Annotated in this window: 18 protein-coding genes and 2 riboswitches; all 18 genes read right to left on the minus strand. The window is 39.6% G+C overall.

Annotation, left to right across the window (positions count from 1 at the left end; all coding sequences use genetic code 11):
• Complete coding sequence (locus G4Z02_RS00480; RefSeq protein WP_258877884.1) at positions 1 to 522, minus strand: folate family ECF transporter S component; 522 nt, start codon at positions 520 to 522, stop codon at positions 1 to 3.
• Between the two features lie 52 nt (positions 523 to 574).
• A riboswitch (THF riboswitch) is annotated at positions 575 to 670 on the minus strand.
• Between the two features lie 60 nt (positions 671 to 730).
• On the minus strand, positions 731 to 1,381 hold the full coding sequence (gene ung, locus G4Z02_RS00485; RefSeq protein WP_258877885.1) for a uracil-DNA glycosylase: 651 nt from the start codon (positions 1,379 to 1,381) through the stop codon (positions 731 to 733).
• Between the two features lie 58 nt (positions 1,382 to 1,439).
• Complete coding sequence (gene ppdK, locus G4Z02_RS00490; RefSeq protein WP_258878692.1) at positions 1,440 to 4,043, minus strand: pyruvate, phosphate dikinase; 2,604 nt, start codon at positions 4,041 to 4,043, stop codon at positions 1,440 to 1,442.
• 176 nt (positions 4,044 to 4,219) lie between these two features.
• Positions 4,220 to 4,525 (minus strand): RnfABCDGE type electron transport complex subunit B, encoded by a 306-nt coding sequence (locus G4Z02_RS00495; RefSeq protein ID WP_258877886.1) that lies wholly within the window; start codon positions 4,523 to 4,525, stop codon positions 4,220 to 4,222.
• Positions 4,525 to 4,692 carry a hypothetical protein gene (locus G4Z02_RS00500; protein WP_258877887.1) on the minus strand — a complete coding sequence of 56 codons (168 nt, stop codon included), beginning with the start codon at positions 4,690 to 4,692 and terminating at the stop codon, positions 4,525 to 4,527. The genes G4Z02_RS00495 and G4Z02_RS00500 overlap by 1 nt, the downstream gene beginning before the upstream one ends.
• A 1-nt stretch (position 4,693) precedes the next feature.
• Positions 4,694 to 5,299 carry an electron transport complex protein RnfA gene (locus G4Z02_RS00505; protein ID WP_258877888.1) on the minus strand — a complete coding sequence of 202 codons (606 nt, stop codon included), beginning with the start codon at positions 5,297 to 5,299 and terminating at the stop codon, positions 4,694 to 4,696.
• On the minus strand, positions 5,296 to 6,060 hold the full coding sequence (gene rsxE / locus G4Z02_RS00510) for an electron transport complex subunit RsxE (protein ID WP_258877889.1): 765 nt from the start codon (positions 6,058 to 6,060) through the stop codon (positions 5,296 to 5,298). The genes G4Z02_RS00505 and rsxE (G4Z02_RS00510) overlap by 4 nt, the downstream gene beginning before the upstream one ends.
• Positions 6,053 to 6,592, minus strand: coding sequence for an FMN-binding protein (locus G4Z02_RS00515; RefSeq protein WP_258877890.1), 540 nt, complete (start codon positions 6,590 to 6,592; stop codon positions 6,053 to 6,055). Before G4Z02_RS00515 ends, rsxE (G4Z02_RS00510) begins: the two co-directional genes overlap by 8 nt.
• Positions 6,582 to 7,643 carry an RnfABCDGE type electron transport complex subunit D gene (locus G4Z02_RS00520; protein ID WP_258877891.1) on the minus strand — a complete coding sequence of 354 codons (1,062 nt, stop codon included), beginning with the start codon at positions 7,641 to 7,643 and terminating at the stop codon, positions 6,582 to 6,584. The genes G4Z02_RS00515 and G4Z02_RS00520 overlap by 11 nt, the downstream gene beginning before the upstream one ends.
• A 5-nt stretch (positions 7,644 to 7,648) precedes the next feature.
• Positions 7,649 to 8,950 carry an RnfABCDGE type electron transport complex subunit C gene (locus G4Z02_RS00525; protein ID WP_258877892.1) on the minus strand — a complete coding sequence of 434 codons (1,302 nt, stop codon included), beginning with the start codon at positions 8,948 to 8,950 and terminating at the stop codon, positions 7,649 to 7,651.
• Between the two features lie 20 nt (positions 8,951 to 8,970).
• Positions 8,971 to 10,668 carry a phospho-sugar mutase gene (locus G4Z02_RS00530; RefSeq protein ID WP_258877893.1) on the minus strand — a complete coding sequence of 566 codons (1,698 nt, stop codon included), beginning with the start codon at positions 10,666 to 10,668 and terminating at the stop codon, positions 8,971 to 8,973.
• Positions 10,669 to 10,771: 103 nt separating this feature from the next.
• On the minus strand, positions 10,772 to 11,347 hold the full coding sequence (locus G4Z02_RS00535) for a peroxiredoxin (protein ID WP_258877894.1): 576 nt from the start codon (positions 11,345 to 11,347) through the stop codon (positions 10,772 to 10,774).
• Between the two features lie 164 nt (positions 11,348 to 11,511).
• Positions 11,512 to 12,087 carry an ECF transporter S component gene (locus G4Z02_RS00540; RefSeq protein WP_258877895.1) on the minus strand — a complete coding sequence of 192 codons (576 nt, stop codon included), beginning with the start codon at positions 12,085 to 12,087 and terminating at the stop codon, positions 11,512 to 11,514.
• Between the two features lie 90 nt (positions 12,088 to 12,177).
• Positions 12,178 to 12,294: riboswitch (FMN riboswitch) on the minus strand.
• 112 nt (positions 12,295 to 12,406) lie between these two features.
• Positions 12,407 to 12,706, minus strand: coding sequence for a (Fe-S)-binding protein (locus tag G4Z02_RS00545; RefSeq protein WP_258877896.1), 300 nt, complete (start codon positions 12,704 to 12,706; stop codon positions 12,407 to 12,409).
• On the minus strand, positions 12,706 to 13,281 hold the full coding sequence (locus tag G4Z02_RS00550; RefSeq protein ID WP_258877897.1) for an electron transport complex protein RnfA: 576 nt from the start codon (positions 13,279 to 13,281) through the stop codon (positions 12,706 to 12,708). The genes G4Z02_RS00545 and G4Z02_RS00550 overlap by 1 nt, the downstream gene beginning before the upstream one ends.
• On the minus strand, positions 13,282 to 14,037 hold the full coding sequence (gene rsxE, locus G4Z02_RS00555; RefSeq protein ID WP_258877898.1) for an electron transport complex subunit RsxE: 756 nt from the start codon (positions 14,035 to 14,037) through the stop codon (positions 13,282 to 13,284).
• Positions 14,030 to 14,593, minus strand: coding sequence for an FMN-binding protein (locus G4Z02_RS00560; protein ID WP_258877899.1), 564 nt, complete (start codon positions 14,591 to 14,593; stop codon positions 14,030 to 14,032). The genes rsxE (G4Z02_RS00555) and G4Z02_RS00560 overlap by 8 nt, the downstream gene beginning before the upstream one ends.
• Entirely contained in the window at positions 14,590 to 15,657 is a 1,068-nt protein-coding gene (locus G4Z02_RS00565) for an RnfABCDGE type electron transport complex subunit D (RefSeq protein ID WP_258877900.1), read from the minus strand. The genes G4Z02_RS00560 and G4Z02_RS00565 overlap by 4 nt, the downstream gene beginning before the upstream one ends.
• Positions 15,658 to 15,661: the final 4 nt, after the last annotated feature.

Raw genomic sequence — 15,661 nt, forward strand, 5'->3', positions numbered from 1 at the left:
CTATGCTTTTTGTAATTTTAAATGCGGTTCCACAACCCGATCATATAGCTGTTCAATGAGGTATACTTGCAGTGGCACCTTAATTACTAATAGACCAACCCGATACGGCAAGGTTGCAAGTAGACTTCCCATTCCCTCGTACTGATAAATTCCATAGGAGTTCAAACCAAACGTCAGGACACCTGTCACTACCAAACAAATAATCAGTGGTGTTCGTTTTATGGGACGTTGGAAAAAGAATAATCCCGGGATGATTCCCCAGAGCATATTCGATACGGTAAACACATTAAAGGTGTATGCCCAGGGACTAAACAAAATGTGGACAAAATCAACGACAAACCCGAGTAACCCGCCAACAATTGGACCAAAGGTTACACCGATGAATACCATTGGAATTTCATACATCGTTATTCGTAAATTTCCTGTTTCAATCACGAGCAAACTCTTCAAAATAATGGCCATCGCAACAAAGGATGCGGCAAGGGTAATCCCCCTTGTCGTAAAACGTGGTACTTTAAACATAATAAAAAACCTCCGACAAATGTTCTAGAGGTCCACACAAAAAATGAAAATTTTCAGCGGACGCGCCATATTACCGCCACAGTATGATGTGTTCGTCATTACCCAACTTCCCATGGTAAAGCACTTAACGCAATATAGCTACTCTGATAGTATTATTGTACTGAATAAGCAGAAAAAACACAAGAGAAAAACACGGAAGATTCCGTGCTTAGGTAATCGTAAAATCGATAGGCTCTCGTTGATTTTTAATAAGGAATTGATTAATTTTGGAAAACATCCGACTACCAAAAAATGAATACCGTGCACTAAGTGGAGACGGATGACTTGACGATAGTATTAAATGGTTGGGATTGGTGATAAAGCGACGTTTCTGTTTGGCATTATTCCCCCACAAAACAAACACTTTTGGTGCGGGATCATCATTCAATAATTGAATGATACGATCGGTAAATTGATCCCATCCAATCAATTTATGAGATAGTGGTTTATGCGCTTCGACGGTTAATATAGTGTTTAACAACAACACTCCTTGTTGTGCCCAAGACGTTAATTCACCATGATTTGGAATGGGTACACCTAGATCCTCGTGAAGTTCTTTGTAGATATTCTTCAATGATGGTGGAACAGGATTTCCTTTTTTGACACTAAATGCTAAGCCGTGAGCTTGATTGACATTGTGATAGGGATCTTGGCCAATAATAACAACTTTGACATTATCATATTCACATAGCTTAAACGCATTGAAAATGTCATCCAAGGGAGGATAGATTGTTTTATTTCGATATTCATCCAACACCCGTTTCGTAATCTCTTTAAAATACGGTTGTTTTTTTTCGCGATCAATAATCTCTTTCCACATAGTATCACCTAGTACAAGTATACAAAAAAAAGCACTGTTTTCACAGTGCTTTTATGATTTATTTACGGTTGTTTAATTCCGCTTGTGCAGCTGCAATAATTGCGACTGGGATACGGAATGGTGAACAAGATACGTAGTTTAATCCAGCTCGATGGAAGAAGTCGATTGAACTTGGTTCTCCACCATGTTCTCCACAAACACCAACAATAATGTCTTTGTTCGCGGATTTCGCTTCTTTCGTAGCAAGTTCAACTAAACGTCCAACACCTGTTTGGTCAACAGCTGCGAATGGGTCGTTTGGTAAGATACCTTTTTCTTTGTATTCTTTTAAGAATTTACCAGCATCGTCGCGACTAAATCCAAAGGTCATTTGGGTTAAGTCATTGGTTCCGTAAGAAATAAATTCAGCTTCCGCACCAATTTGAGCAGCGGTTAATGCTGCACGAGGTGTTTCAACCATGGTTCCAACTTTATAATCAAGTTCGATACCAGCATCTGCGATTAATTGATCCGCAGTTTCTTTAATGAATGCTTTCAAGTAGGTTAACTCTTCAATCGTTGAAACAAGTGGTACCATGATTTCAGGTTTCACTACTTTACCTTGTTTTGCCACTTCAATCGCAGCCATAATAATGGCTTTTGCTTGCATCACACTAATTTCGGGGTAGGTCACAGCAAGGCGGCATCCACGATGTCCTAACATCGGGTTGAATTCATGTAATGATTCGAGTGCACGGTGTAATTTTTCGGCACCGATACCTAAATCTTTCGCCACTTCATCGACTTCGTCTTCTTGTGGTAAGAATTCATGTAGTGGTGGGTCTAATAAACGGATACATACTGTTTTACCTTCCATTGCGGTAAAGATTTCTTTGAAGTCTTTTAATTGGTGAGGTAAGATTTTTTCCAATGCAGCTTCGCGTGATTCTTTATCTTCTGCGATAATCATACGACGAACGTCTAAGATCCGTTCATCATCAAAGAACATATGTTCTGTACGGCAAAGTCCAATACCTTCCGCACCAAATTTAAGGGCTTGTAAGCTATCGCGTTCGTTATCCGCATTGGCTTTGACACCTAAGCGTTTGATTTCTTTTGCCCATTCTAAGATGGTTTGAAATTCTTCGGAGAATTCAGGTGCTTTGGTTTCAATGGTACCAGCATATACATTTCCGGTTGTCCCATCAATACTAAATGGTGTTAATTCTGGATATTTTTTACCATTAATCGTCATGTATCCAGCTTCTTCATTGATGCTTAATTCACCACAACCAGAAACACAGCATTTACCCATACCGCGTGCAACAACAGCAGCATGCGATGTCATTCCACCAAGTTGGGTTACGAATCCTTCACAGACGATCATCCCTTCGATGTCTTCTGGTGAGGTTTCTTTACGGAATAACAATAATTTTTCACCGGTTTCTTCTTTGATTTGTGCAGCTTTTTCACTACTAAATACAATTTTACCAGATGCAGCACCAGGGCTTGCAGCTAAACCAGTTGTAAGAACTTCTGCAGCATCTAATGAATCTTGATTAAAGACTGGGTGTAACAATTGATCAATGGCATTGACATCAATGCGGCGTACCGCTTCTTCCTTATCAATTAATCCCTCTTTCACCATATCAACTGCAATTTTCACAGCTGCAGCAGCAGTACGTTTACCAGTACGTGTTTGAAGCAAGAATAATGTTCCGTCTTCGATGGTAAACTCAACGTCTTGCATCTCTTTGTAATGATCTTCTAAGTTGTCCAAAATGTCAGTTAATTCTTTATAAATTGTTGGTTCAACTTCTGCGAAATCATCCAATTCTAATGGCGTACGGATACCAGCGACGATATCTTCTCCTTGTGCATTGAATAAGAATTCACCAAAGATGTGTTTTTCACCTGTTTTTGGGTTACGGGTGAATAATACACCTGTACCAGATTTGTCTCCAGTGTTCCCAAATACCATTTGTTGTACGTTAACAGCAGTACCCCAAGAATGATCGATTCCGTTGTGATCTCGATAAATTCTTGCTCGAGGTGTATCCCATGATTCAAATACAGCATTAACAGCCATTTCTAATTGAACTTTAGGATCTTGTGGGAATGGTTTCCCGGTTTCTTTTTCCACGATTTTTAAGAATTCTTCACTAACAAATTTCCAATCATCCGCGGTTAAATCCAAATCGCCTTTGTAATTGTTTTTTTCTTTGACATGATCGAGCACGTCTTCGAATAAATCAAATTCTACTCCTTGTACAACTTCCGCAAACATTTGAATGAAGCGACGATAAATGTCATACACGAATTTAGGATTACCCGTTTTTTCAACCATACCTTTAACGGCTTTGTTGGTTAATCCAAGGTTCAAAATGGTATCCATCATACCAGGCATTGATACCCGGGCACCAGAACGAACACTGACAAGTAATGGATCGGTATCACTACCAAATTTCTTACCTGTTTCTTCTTCTAAACGTTTGGTATATGTGTCCAAATCAGCTAATAATTCTTTGGAGTTTTTACCACCGTTTTTGTAGTACTCTGTACACATCTCAGTTGTAATAGTGAATCCTGCAGGAACAGGAACACCAAGTGTTTTCATTTCCGATAAATTCGCACCTTTACCACCAAGTAAATTCTTTTGCTCTTTGGTACCTTCACCAAACATATAAATTCTTTTCACTGTGACTCACCTTTCTATATCATATATTTTCTAAAAAACCGGTTGTATTATATCACTTACATCCTCAAAATTCAACTAAAAGGGCTGAAAAAATACCTCCTGAGAACGCTTTACAGATGATAACGTTTTCAAAGCTGTAAAACAAAAAAGTAGACCGCTGTCTACTTTTTAATTTGAATGATACTTCCGTCTTTATTTGGATGGTCTTTTAGGTATGCTAAGATCGGATCATAATGCTCATCTTTTCCAGGTTTACAATCACTTAATGCCTCAACTTCACCATTGACAATTCCTTCGGCAAATCCACTACAACCAGGATACCCACAGGCACCACAGTTATAACCAGGAAGTAGTTTTTCCACTTCTTCTAAGCGTGTGTCTACTTCCACTTTGAAGACATCGGCTGCAAAGGCAAGTCCAAGTCCTAAGACAAGACCCATAATTGCTAACGTAATTGTCGCTGCCATTACGCACCTCCATGATGTCCGCAAGAGACATTGTTACATGCGGTGCAAGCCGCTTTTTGTTCATCCGTTAAAGTGGATAACGGTGCTGGTGTACGTTTGTTAAGTAGGTAGGACAAAATGAAGATTACCACGAGTCCTCCAACCACTAAAATGGGTACGAGTTCCATGTTAAATCACCCCAACCAATCCGACAAATGCCAAGGACATGATTCCCGCAACCAACAAACTAATGGGAACGCCTTTCCAAGCTTCAGGGATGTTCAATCCATCCATTCGTTCGCGAATACTACTGAACGCAAAGATAATCAATCCAAATCCAAGCCCAGTACCAATCGCTGTAGACAACGCAATAAAGAGTCCTTCTCCATACGGCATCGTTTCTGTCCAAATATTGGCTATGTTTCCTTCACTAACTCCAAGAATAGCACAGTTGGTGGTGATTAACGGTAAGTAAATACCTAAACTTTTATACAACGGTGTACTGTATCGTTTGATGACCATTTCAACAAATTGAACCAAACTAGCGATAACAAGAATAAAGGCAATTGTCGAAATATAGGGTATATTAAATTCATATAAAACCAAATCATATAAGGTATAGGTCACGGCACTCGCAATGACCATAACAAACAATACGGCAGCACTCATTCCAATCGCACTACTACTGCGTTTGGATACGCCTAAAAAGGGACAAACACCTAAGAATTGCATCAAGATTACATTGTTAATCAGCATGGCACTGATGATGGCTGTTGCAAATACAGCAAAACTCATGCTTGTTCACCTGCCTTTTTCATTGCCGCTGCTTTCTTTTTCTCTAAGGCAATGCGTTTTTTCTCTTCAATTAATCGTTTCTTTTCTTCCTCTTTACGACGTTCATCTTTTACTTTTTTGTTTTGGAACAATGCAAGAATAATACCTAATGTAATAAATGCTCCAGGTGCTAAACTAAACATCGGTAACATATAGTCCTGGATATTAAAATTCGGAATCATAAAGAAGAGCCAATCCAAATTAAACCATACAACTTCAGATTCGACAAAGAATGGTAAATAGACACCATACATTAACGTCCCCGTTGCAATTAATTCACGACTGATTCCAATCACGAGTAATGCCATGGTGAATCCAAGCCCCATACCGAGACCATCAATCGCACTATCGACGACATTGTTTTTCGAGGCAAATGCTTCCGCACGCCCTAAGATGAGACAGTTTACCACGATCAACGGAATGAATACCCCAAGCGCATTATACAGATCAAATGCATAACTTTGAGTTAACATCCTCACCAATGTTACAAATGTTGCGATAATAACAATATATGCGGGTGTTCGAACATCACTTGGTATGAAGTTACGAAACAAACTAACGACGATATTACTACTCGTCAAGACAAATATAACAAGGATTCCCATTCCCAGACTGGTTTCGAACGTTGCGGTAACAGCCAGTGCCGGACACATCCCCAGCAAGAACACAAAGATGGGATTTTCTTGAATAAATCCCTTTAGAAAATTCTCTTTCTTAGTCATTTGCCCCACCTCGATTCGTTTCAAAATAAGTCACCGCAGCATCGACGATTTTCTCGACACTACCATAGGTGAACGATGCGCCAGTCCGTTCGTCATAGGTGACATTACTCACATCTTGTCCTATAAACGGCGTTACATAGTCGCCTTCGATTTTTTTGACAAAAATCGGCGTGTTACTCGAATCGGAAATGACGACTTGTTGTATCGTACCATTGGTGGTAATACCAACCAATACGGTGACATCGCCATAACTGTTTTTATCACTACCTCGATAGATATATCCAGCAAAGTTCCCATCGCCGTCAAACAATTCTAATTCAACCTCTAATGGTCCATCTAATGGTGTTTCGACGACATCCTCTTCGGCAGGAATCGCATCCAAATCAAACATCTCGGCGTAATACCCAAACTCTTGATTCCGGATGTTCTCTTCAATGCGGTCTTCAGTGAGGAGGTTTGTTCCAAAGATTAAGGCACCACTGACTGCCCCAATCACAACGAGAACCAATGCTGTTTTCAATTTATCCAACATAGGAAACACCTACCAATACAACCGCAATTGCCGCAACAACGACACCCGCAAAGATAACGGATCCTTTTGTCGTAAACCGCGGATTACTCCATTTAAAGTAATCGAATGCAGAGACAAACATATTCATGATTAATATACTAAACACAACGCCTTCTGGAAGGGCTCCGAACAGACGAATAATAAACGTAACAAATCCCAGTGCGAATGCAAAATAAATTCGTCCCGGTTTCGTGATGGGTGACGTGATTGGATCGGTTGCCATGAACACTGCACCAAACATAACACCACCGCTAAATACATGCATGAGTGGATACCAGATACCCAGTCCTTGGTACACTGCTACCGCACTTGCTAACCCAAATACCGTTGCGATAAACACCACGGGAATCCGGACTTCAAAACTATGTCGCAAAGCAAGATATAGTCCACCAACAATAATCAATAAGGCACTTACTTCTCCCAAACTACCAGGAACCCCGATACCAGTAAATAATTGCCATAATGGGATATGATTCAAAATATCCGCATTAAATAAATTACCCGATTCATTTAAGGTTTGGAGGACTGTCGCACCAGCTTCTCCATCAATGATGGGAATGTTGGCTTGATAGGTACTCAATGTTGCAAAATTCACCGCCACTAAGACACGTGCTAAAGCAGCCGGATTAAAGATGTTCTGACCAAGGCCACCAAAGAATAACTTCGCCATTAAGATCCCGAGAACACCGGTAATCACAACAACCCAAATCGGGGTGTTGTCGGCAAGTGTCAACCCAAAGATTAATCCACTCACTACTGCACTATAATTACTCAAGGTAAAGGCGGTTTCACCTTTTGGGGATGTAATCCAATAATAGATTGCTTCGGTTAGTGTCATCGATAACGTACTCGCTAATAAAATCCATACCGCAGACCATCCAAAGCTATAGATGGCAAAAATAATAACTGGGATTAAGGCAATGACAACATCGCTCATCATCCGTGATACTTTCGCTTGAGGACGTCGGAGATAAGGACTGGTTTTTCGTATGACTTGAGGCATATGTTCCATTCGAATCACCCTATTAGACGCTTCGCTTTACGAACATAGTCTGTCACATGAATCTTACTTGTACAAACATATGCACATAAACCACATTCGATACACTTGTATGCGCCTAGTCCTTTCATTACGTCTTTATCGTTTCGTTTTACCGCATTCATAATCTGAACCGGTTCTAAATGCGCGGGACAGCTGTAGACACAACTACCACAGCGCACGCATGGCTGTTCTTCATAATCGGTATCTTGTAAGACAATAACCGAAGTCGTTGTTTTTGAGACAATGACATCACAACTAACCGTTGATACCCCCATCATTGGTCCACCCATAATGATGTTTACTTTATCGTAATCCTCTTTGAATCCATCGGATAATTCAATCAACTTCTTCACACTTGTTCCGACTTTAACACGGTAATTTTGCGGATATTTAATCGCATCTCCGGTTAATGTGAAATACCGTTTGGTTACCGGTAAATTGTGCTTGATTGCATCGTAGACACCAGCTGCTGTCGATACGTTGAAACCAATCACACCGTACTTCATTGGTAGTTCACCATGGGGAACATCAATACCTAAGGCATTACGAAATACTTCAATTTCCCATCCTTGGGGATAATAATCACCAAGTTTGACAACTTGGATGTCATACTCCGGAAATTTTCCCTTGATGACTTGTGTCAATACTTGATACAGCGGGTCCTTACTCTTTTTAATCGCAATGATTCCCGTTTTAACATGTAGTGCTTGCATGATATAAGTCATCCCCGCAATAACACGACGTGGATGTTCCAAAATCAAACGATAATCACTACTTAAATAGGGTTCGCATTCCACCGCATTTATCACGACTGTATCAATTTTTTCTTTGGTTGCTAATTTTATATACGACGGGAACCCACTACCACCAAGTCCAACCAGTGATTTTTCTTTTAAGATTTGAACCATGTCATCTTGTGTTAATTCGGCGATTGCCTGATCGGTTCGATCCACTATCGATTCATGGTACGTTTCTTTAAAATCATTGCGGATTTCAACGCAATCGACTTTTCGTCCCGTACGATGGAGTTTCTTACTAACCGTTCCTACTGTACCACTCACAGTCGCGTGAATCGGTTGTTCAAAGAATCCCCCGTGGCGGATTCCTATCACTTCTCCTAGTTTGACATAATCGCCTTCTTTCACATATAAATCATACGTTTTACAGCGACCATTTTGAAGGTGTATATAAACACTTTCTGGTTCTAGGAATCGCATCGTTGGTAATGCTTTTGTAAGTTCCTTGTAGTCCCTTACCTTCCGAGATTTCTTAATCATAAAGTCACTTCCTATGTCAATTAGATACGTTCAATAATGGATAATACAATGTCTTTAATCTGTTGATTTTTTGTTTGTGATTGAGCTAGTGAATCACCAAGTACTCCGATATAAATTTTCAGTTTGGGTTCGGTACCACTAGGACGCAAAACAAACCAACTTCCATCGTCCAATAGAAACTTCAGTACATTGGATGTTGGTAAATCAATATCTTCCGTTGTATCTCCAATATATCGTGTACCAACTAAATAATCCTCTACTGTTATAACATTGTATGGCCCAATTTGCAATGGTTTATTGTCACGAATTGTTGCCATAATTTGTTTGATTTTTGCTTCTCCCACCGCGCCTTCTAGCACGATATTCACCAAATCTTCCACATAATAGCCATATGTTTCATATAAAAATAATAAATAATCGTATAAGGTTTTACCGGTTTGTTTACCAACATTGGCCACCTCACTGATTAACAACAATGCTTGAATACTATCTTTGTCACGGACAAAATCTTTGATGACATACCCATAACTTTCTTCATAACCAAACATAAATTCTGTATCCGTAGCTTCAATTGTTTTGGCTTGTTCACCAATGAATTTAAAGCCTGTTAACGTGCTTTTTACACCCATGCCAAATGCTTTGGCAATCGTTGCTCCAAATTCACTTGTCACCACCGTATTGTAAACCATTCCTTGTTTAGGGAGCGTCCCTTGTTGCTCTCTGGTGTGCAAAATATAATGCACTAGAATGGCTCCGGTTTGATTTCCTGTTAGTAATTTGTACTCACCGTCATGCCATACGGCAACACCCAATCGATCCGCATCGGGATCGGTCGCAATCAAAATATCCGCGTTATGTTTTGTCCCATAACGAATGGCATATTCAAACGCTTCTTTATTTTCCGGATTTGGACTTTTTACGGTACTAAAATTCGGATCTGCCACCATTTGTTCTTCAACCGGAATCACATGATAGCCATTTCGTTGTAATGCTTTTGTTCCGATCATTGCACTTGTGCCATGAAGCGGTGTAAAGACTATATCTACGATCTTTGGTACATCATTTCGTAGTTGCACGGTATCCACCATATCGAGATATGCTTTGTCAATGTCCTCGCCAATCCATGTAATCATACCATTTTGCTCTGCTTCATTAAAATCAACGACGTCAATATCAAATACATCGTCAACAGCATCGACAAGCGCAATTACCTGATCGGCATATTTCGGTACCAGTTGGCAACCATCTTCGTCGTATATTTTATACCCGTTATATTTCGGTGGGTTATGACTTGCAGTAACAACAATTCCACCGATGGCATTCAGATGCCGCACCGCAAAACTTAACTCCGGTGTTGGTCGCAATGCTTCAAAAATATAGGATGTAATCCCAAATGTCGCCAAAACCTTGGCACTTTCTTTGGCAAATTCAACACTTTTATTACGATTGTCATGAGCAATCACGACTCCGCGTTTGACATCGTCATGATAGAGGTTCTTCAAGTAGGTTCCAAAGCCGACATTTGCTTTACGAATCGTATAGATGTTCATCCGGTTTGTACCAGCACCTATGATACCGCGCATTCCCCCTGTACCAAATTCAAGGGATCGGTAAAACGCATCTCTCTTCGCCGTTTCATCCATCCCTTGTAGTTCTTGTAAAAGCTCTTCTTCAAGCCCTTTTTGATTCATCCATTTCTCGTACTCAGCTTGTACCATTACCGTCACACCTTTCATCGAAAAAACATCGAAACCATTATAACAAAAAAAGACTTATTTTACAATGTAAAATAGTCTTTATAATGTATAACTGGATTTGATTTTACAAGAAGTCTTCTCCGGGGAACCATCCACAAGGAACCATTTCACCTTTTGCTTCATTTTGGAATACTTCCAATGTCCGCAATACTTCTTCCACATTACGTCCCCCTTCACCATGGTTGACATATGCCGCTTTCAAAATACCTTCTGGGTTAATGACAAATGTCCCGCGCCATGCAACCCCTTTTTCATCATCCAAGATACCGTATGCTTCACTGACTTCATGATTGTTATCGGATGCGTGAATATGATTGAGACGTCCTAAACTACTGTGATCTTGCCATGCTAAGTGACTGTGGCAACTATCGGTTGACGCAGCAACCAATACAGCACCTTTTTCTTCGAATGTCTTGTTTAAAGCATTAAATTTTTGAATCTCTGTTGGACATACAAAGGTAAAATCAAGGGGATAGAAATAGAGTACTACCCATTTTCCTTGTTCCAATAAGTCATCGAGGTTGACTGTCCCAAAACGATCCAACCCTTCACCTTCCGGCATGATTGCTTCCATTTCAAATTTCGGTGCTGGTTTTCCAACTTTTGCACCTGTTACGTAAAATTCATTATCAAATTTCATTTTCTTCCTCCATAAATAGTTTCGTTTTTACCATAAATATTGTATCACATTTGGATACTTTGGCAAATCATATCCTTTGCTTTTGCACAATCATTCTCCTGTTGCAAGAACGGTATATCCAACGTTCATCTTTGTTGTAAAAAAAAAGACGCAATGTTATGCGTCTAATTCATATTCAGTGCTGGTTTTAATGCATTGTACGTTGCATAGAACACTGCCATGATGATTCCACCTTTAATCAAATTAAATGGAATGTATACACTGAGAATCGTTGTGATATACGTCGGATTGAAAATATTGGGGAATACTTCTCCAGCCAACGCAATACCAAACAACGGAGTGATGAATAACCAGTTTGCAAATGTCATTAGTAACGACATAAAGACAACACTGAACACCATACTCAGCAATACCTTCAGATTTAATTTGTTAGTCGCAAAGTAGAACCCACCAATATACGCAGCACTTGCAAGAAATGCAGCCAACTCACCAACACCTGCGGTGTAATTCGTTCCCGGGAATACGAAATGGATGGATGATTTTACAAATGCAACCAGCAATCCCTCTTTCGCTCCGAAAAAGATAAACACCAACAACACCACAACGTCACTCAAATCAATCCGTAAGAAATTGTAAAATACGAACGGAAGTTCCAAATACATTAACGCTGTCGCTAATGCGGATAATACACCCAAAGCGGTTAATCTTTGTGTTTGTGATAATGATTGAATTGATGTCATATTGATTTCCTCCTTTAAAATAAAAAACTAACGAATTAAATCTTCGTTAGGCAGTTGAAAGGATTCAATAAACACAAAAAAATCTATTGAAATCATCTTCTTTCATCTAGACTATACTATCGGTATTGGAATTGCACCAATTCATGCGTTCTCACGCTCGCGGACTATACCGCCGGTCGGGAATTTCACCCTGCCCTGAAGATTAATTCATGTGTATTATAGTGCAGTTTGAAATGAATGTCAAATAATACTACATAGTTTTTGTATAAAACTTGTTCTATTCATATTTTTTCTAAAAAAAGAGCGATTTCTTGTGAAATCACTCCTCATCAAAGGTAATTTTTCCGTCTTTGTAATCATCCAACAATTTTTGAATATTACGCTTCATTTGATCGGTCCCCGGCTTGCATTTTGTAACCGGATATCCATTCATAACAACTTCTTCGGCCATGGCCATGCATCCTGGTGTACCACAACCCCCACAGTTAAAATGCGGTAACATATCATAGACTTGTTGCACCATTGGATGGGCTTTGACTTCGAGGTACTTATTCGCAATACCGATGGCAACCCCAAGTACCAATCCGATGGCACCAATGTATAAGATCGCATTTAACATTATATCAACCCCACAAAGCCTTTAAATAATAGGGACATAATCGCAGCCGCGATCAATCCACTTGGAATCCCTTTAAATCCTTCTGGAATCGGCGCTTTATGCATTTGTTCACGGATGTAACTAAAGACGACAATAATCGCTGTATAACCAAGTGATGTAAAGGCACTAAAGGTAATCGTTTCTACAAACGTGAAATTGTTTTGGATATTTAATATCGCAACCCCTAATACGGCACAGTTGGTTGTAATCAGTGGTAAGTAAACACCAAGTGCACTATATAAATTCTTATTGAATTTCTTAATCGCCATTTCCAAGATTTGAACCATTCCTGCAATCACTAAGATAAAGACGATAGTTCGCATAAAGGTAATCTCACCAGGAACCAAGATGTAGTAATAAATCGTCCACGTTAGCATACTACTTAACGTAATAACAACAAATACGGCGACGCCCATACCAATCGCTTTGGAACGTTTATTTGATACGCCAAGGAAGGAACAAATTCCTAAGAATTGACTTAAAATAATGTTCTGAACTAAGAACGAAGTAAACGCTAATGAAATTAAATCTTGCATCTAATTCGCCCCCTTCAAGTTCATCTCAGGCTTGACGGTAGGAACTTCTTTTTTTGCGGCTTCTTCCGCGGCTTTTTTCGCAGCTTCTTTGGCGGCTTTTTTCGCCAATGCAGCTTTAATTTTAGCATCTAAAATCGCTTTTTTCTTTTTCTCACGATCAATGCGAACGGTATTGATGACTCCAATAATTAATCCCAAGGTCAAGAATGCCCCGGTTGGTTGAATCAAGAAACTCGCTGCACTGTTCGCATCAAAGAAGGTAAATCCTAATACTGAACCGGTACCAAGCAACTCACGGACAAAGGCCAATGTGGATAATCCAAGGGTAAACCCTAGACCCATACCCATACCATCAAAGATACTGTCCTTTACCGTATTGTCCGATGCGTACGCTTCAGCTCGTCCTAAGACGATACAGTTCACGACAATCAATGGTAAGTACACACCAAGTCCATCATACAATAGCGGTAAGTTTGCTTCAATAAACCATTCGATTAAGGTAACGACTAATGCAATCACAGTAATGTATACAGGAATCCGAATTTCTGGTGGTACGATTTTACGAATTGATGCGATTATCGCATTGGTGACCATCAATACAAATAATACACTGACACCCATCCCAAATCCATTGGATAACGATGTGGTTGTCCCAAGTGTTGGACACATACCAAGGATTAACACAAACGTTGGATTTTCTTTTATTAATCCTTTAATAATGTTTTGTTTTGGCGTCAAACGTTTATTCTTACTCATTGATGTTCACCTCCTTGTTGTAATGTTCATATAGTTTATCATACATTGTTTCGAGTGCATTCCATGTTGTAGTTGCTCCTGCTAATTGATCCACATCCACATCAGCAATCGATTGACCAACTAATTTTTCAATCTCTTCATCACGGGTGTATTTCTCACCGAGGTTTGGTGTCTCAGCATGATCATAATAGGTGACACCGATAATCGTTTCGGTGAATGGATCAACAGCAACCAATCCGTAAATAACATCATTACGTCCTTGAATATTCATATCATAGATCAATGCAAACAATTCATCATCTTGATCCAGTACTTCATAAATGTCGGTTATCGAACTATATTCCGAGCTATCTTGACGATACTTATTATCGGCTTGATCATCATTCTTTTTATATCCCTCTTCTGGATCAAACAACAACGCGATATTATCACTAATCTTTTTATTGGTATTGGCAATAATAATTGGTTGTGTATAGTTGTATCCAAGATATGCAATCAAGGTAACAATCATTCCCAATACAGCTAAGTAGATAGCGAAATAAGCAGTCTTTTTCATGCTTTAGCACCTGCCTTTTTCACAGGAGCTTTGCGTTTTTCTTTAAACACTTCGTTTAATAGTGGCGTTAGCATACTCATAAACAAGACAGCAAAGATGACCCCTTCTTCATGGGTCCCTGCCAAGCGAATAAACACCGTTAAGGCTCCAACAACAACGCCAAATACAATCTTACCTTTAAATGGCATTGGTGTTGTAATCGGATCAGTCATAACAAAGATTGCGACAAATAAGAACGAGCCACTAAATAAGTGATACAGTGGATAGACAAGTTCTTGTTGTTGTACAAGACCAACAATCCATGCCGTAAGCACAAATGTTGCAGTAGCAATAACAGGTATTTTCCAATCAATAACTTTTTTAACCACAAAATACACAAACATTAACAACAATACCAGCGCACTACCAACAACACCAGGATTCAGTCCGACAAACAACTCACCGATTGCGTAAAACGGAACCGTTTCATCCGTTAACGCCGCTAACGCATTTGCCGCTGTAGCTGGATCGTAATTGCCACCAATGGCCAACGTATTGTTAAAGAAGGAATTGTCAAACAATAACTCTAAAATATAATTATCAAATGACGTCATAAACGCAACACCATCAACAATTTGACTCCAACCAAGTGTAACCACAATCACCCCTACTAACGAGGAATGGAATACCATGTGATGAAATCCACCAAACAGCAATTTACCAAGTAACGTCGCCAATGCGGCACCAAGTCCGACCAACCATAATGGTGTGCCCACAGGAATCAACAACGCATAAATCATTGCGGTTACTTCGGGATAGGATTTCTTGATCAAGTCTTTCGCTGTTTGCCGATCAATATCTTTATCATGGGTATAGAATAAAATCTCGGTTTCCCGGGTAACAATAATCGATAGCACAACCATCAACAGCAACTTAACGGCATACATAAACGCAAACAAATAGTAATATTGAAGGACCATGAAAATCGTTAACACCCATAAAGCTTGCATAAGAATCTTCATATTGCCATCTTTAACGAACTTGCTTCGTGCAGACGGCCATAACATTATTTTTTTCGTAGCCATCACA

The sequence above is a fragment of the Candidatus Xianfuyuplasma coldseepsis genome (genome assembly GCF_014023125.1).
In the GTDB taxonomy this organism is placed as follows: Bacteria; Bacillota_I; Bacilli_A; order Izemoplasmatales; family Izemoplasmataceae; genus Xianfuyuplasma; species Xianfuyuplasma coldseepsis.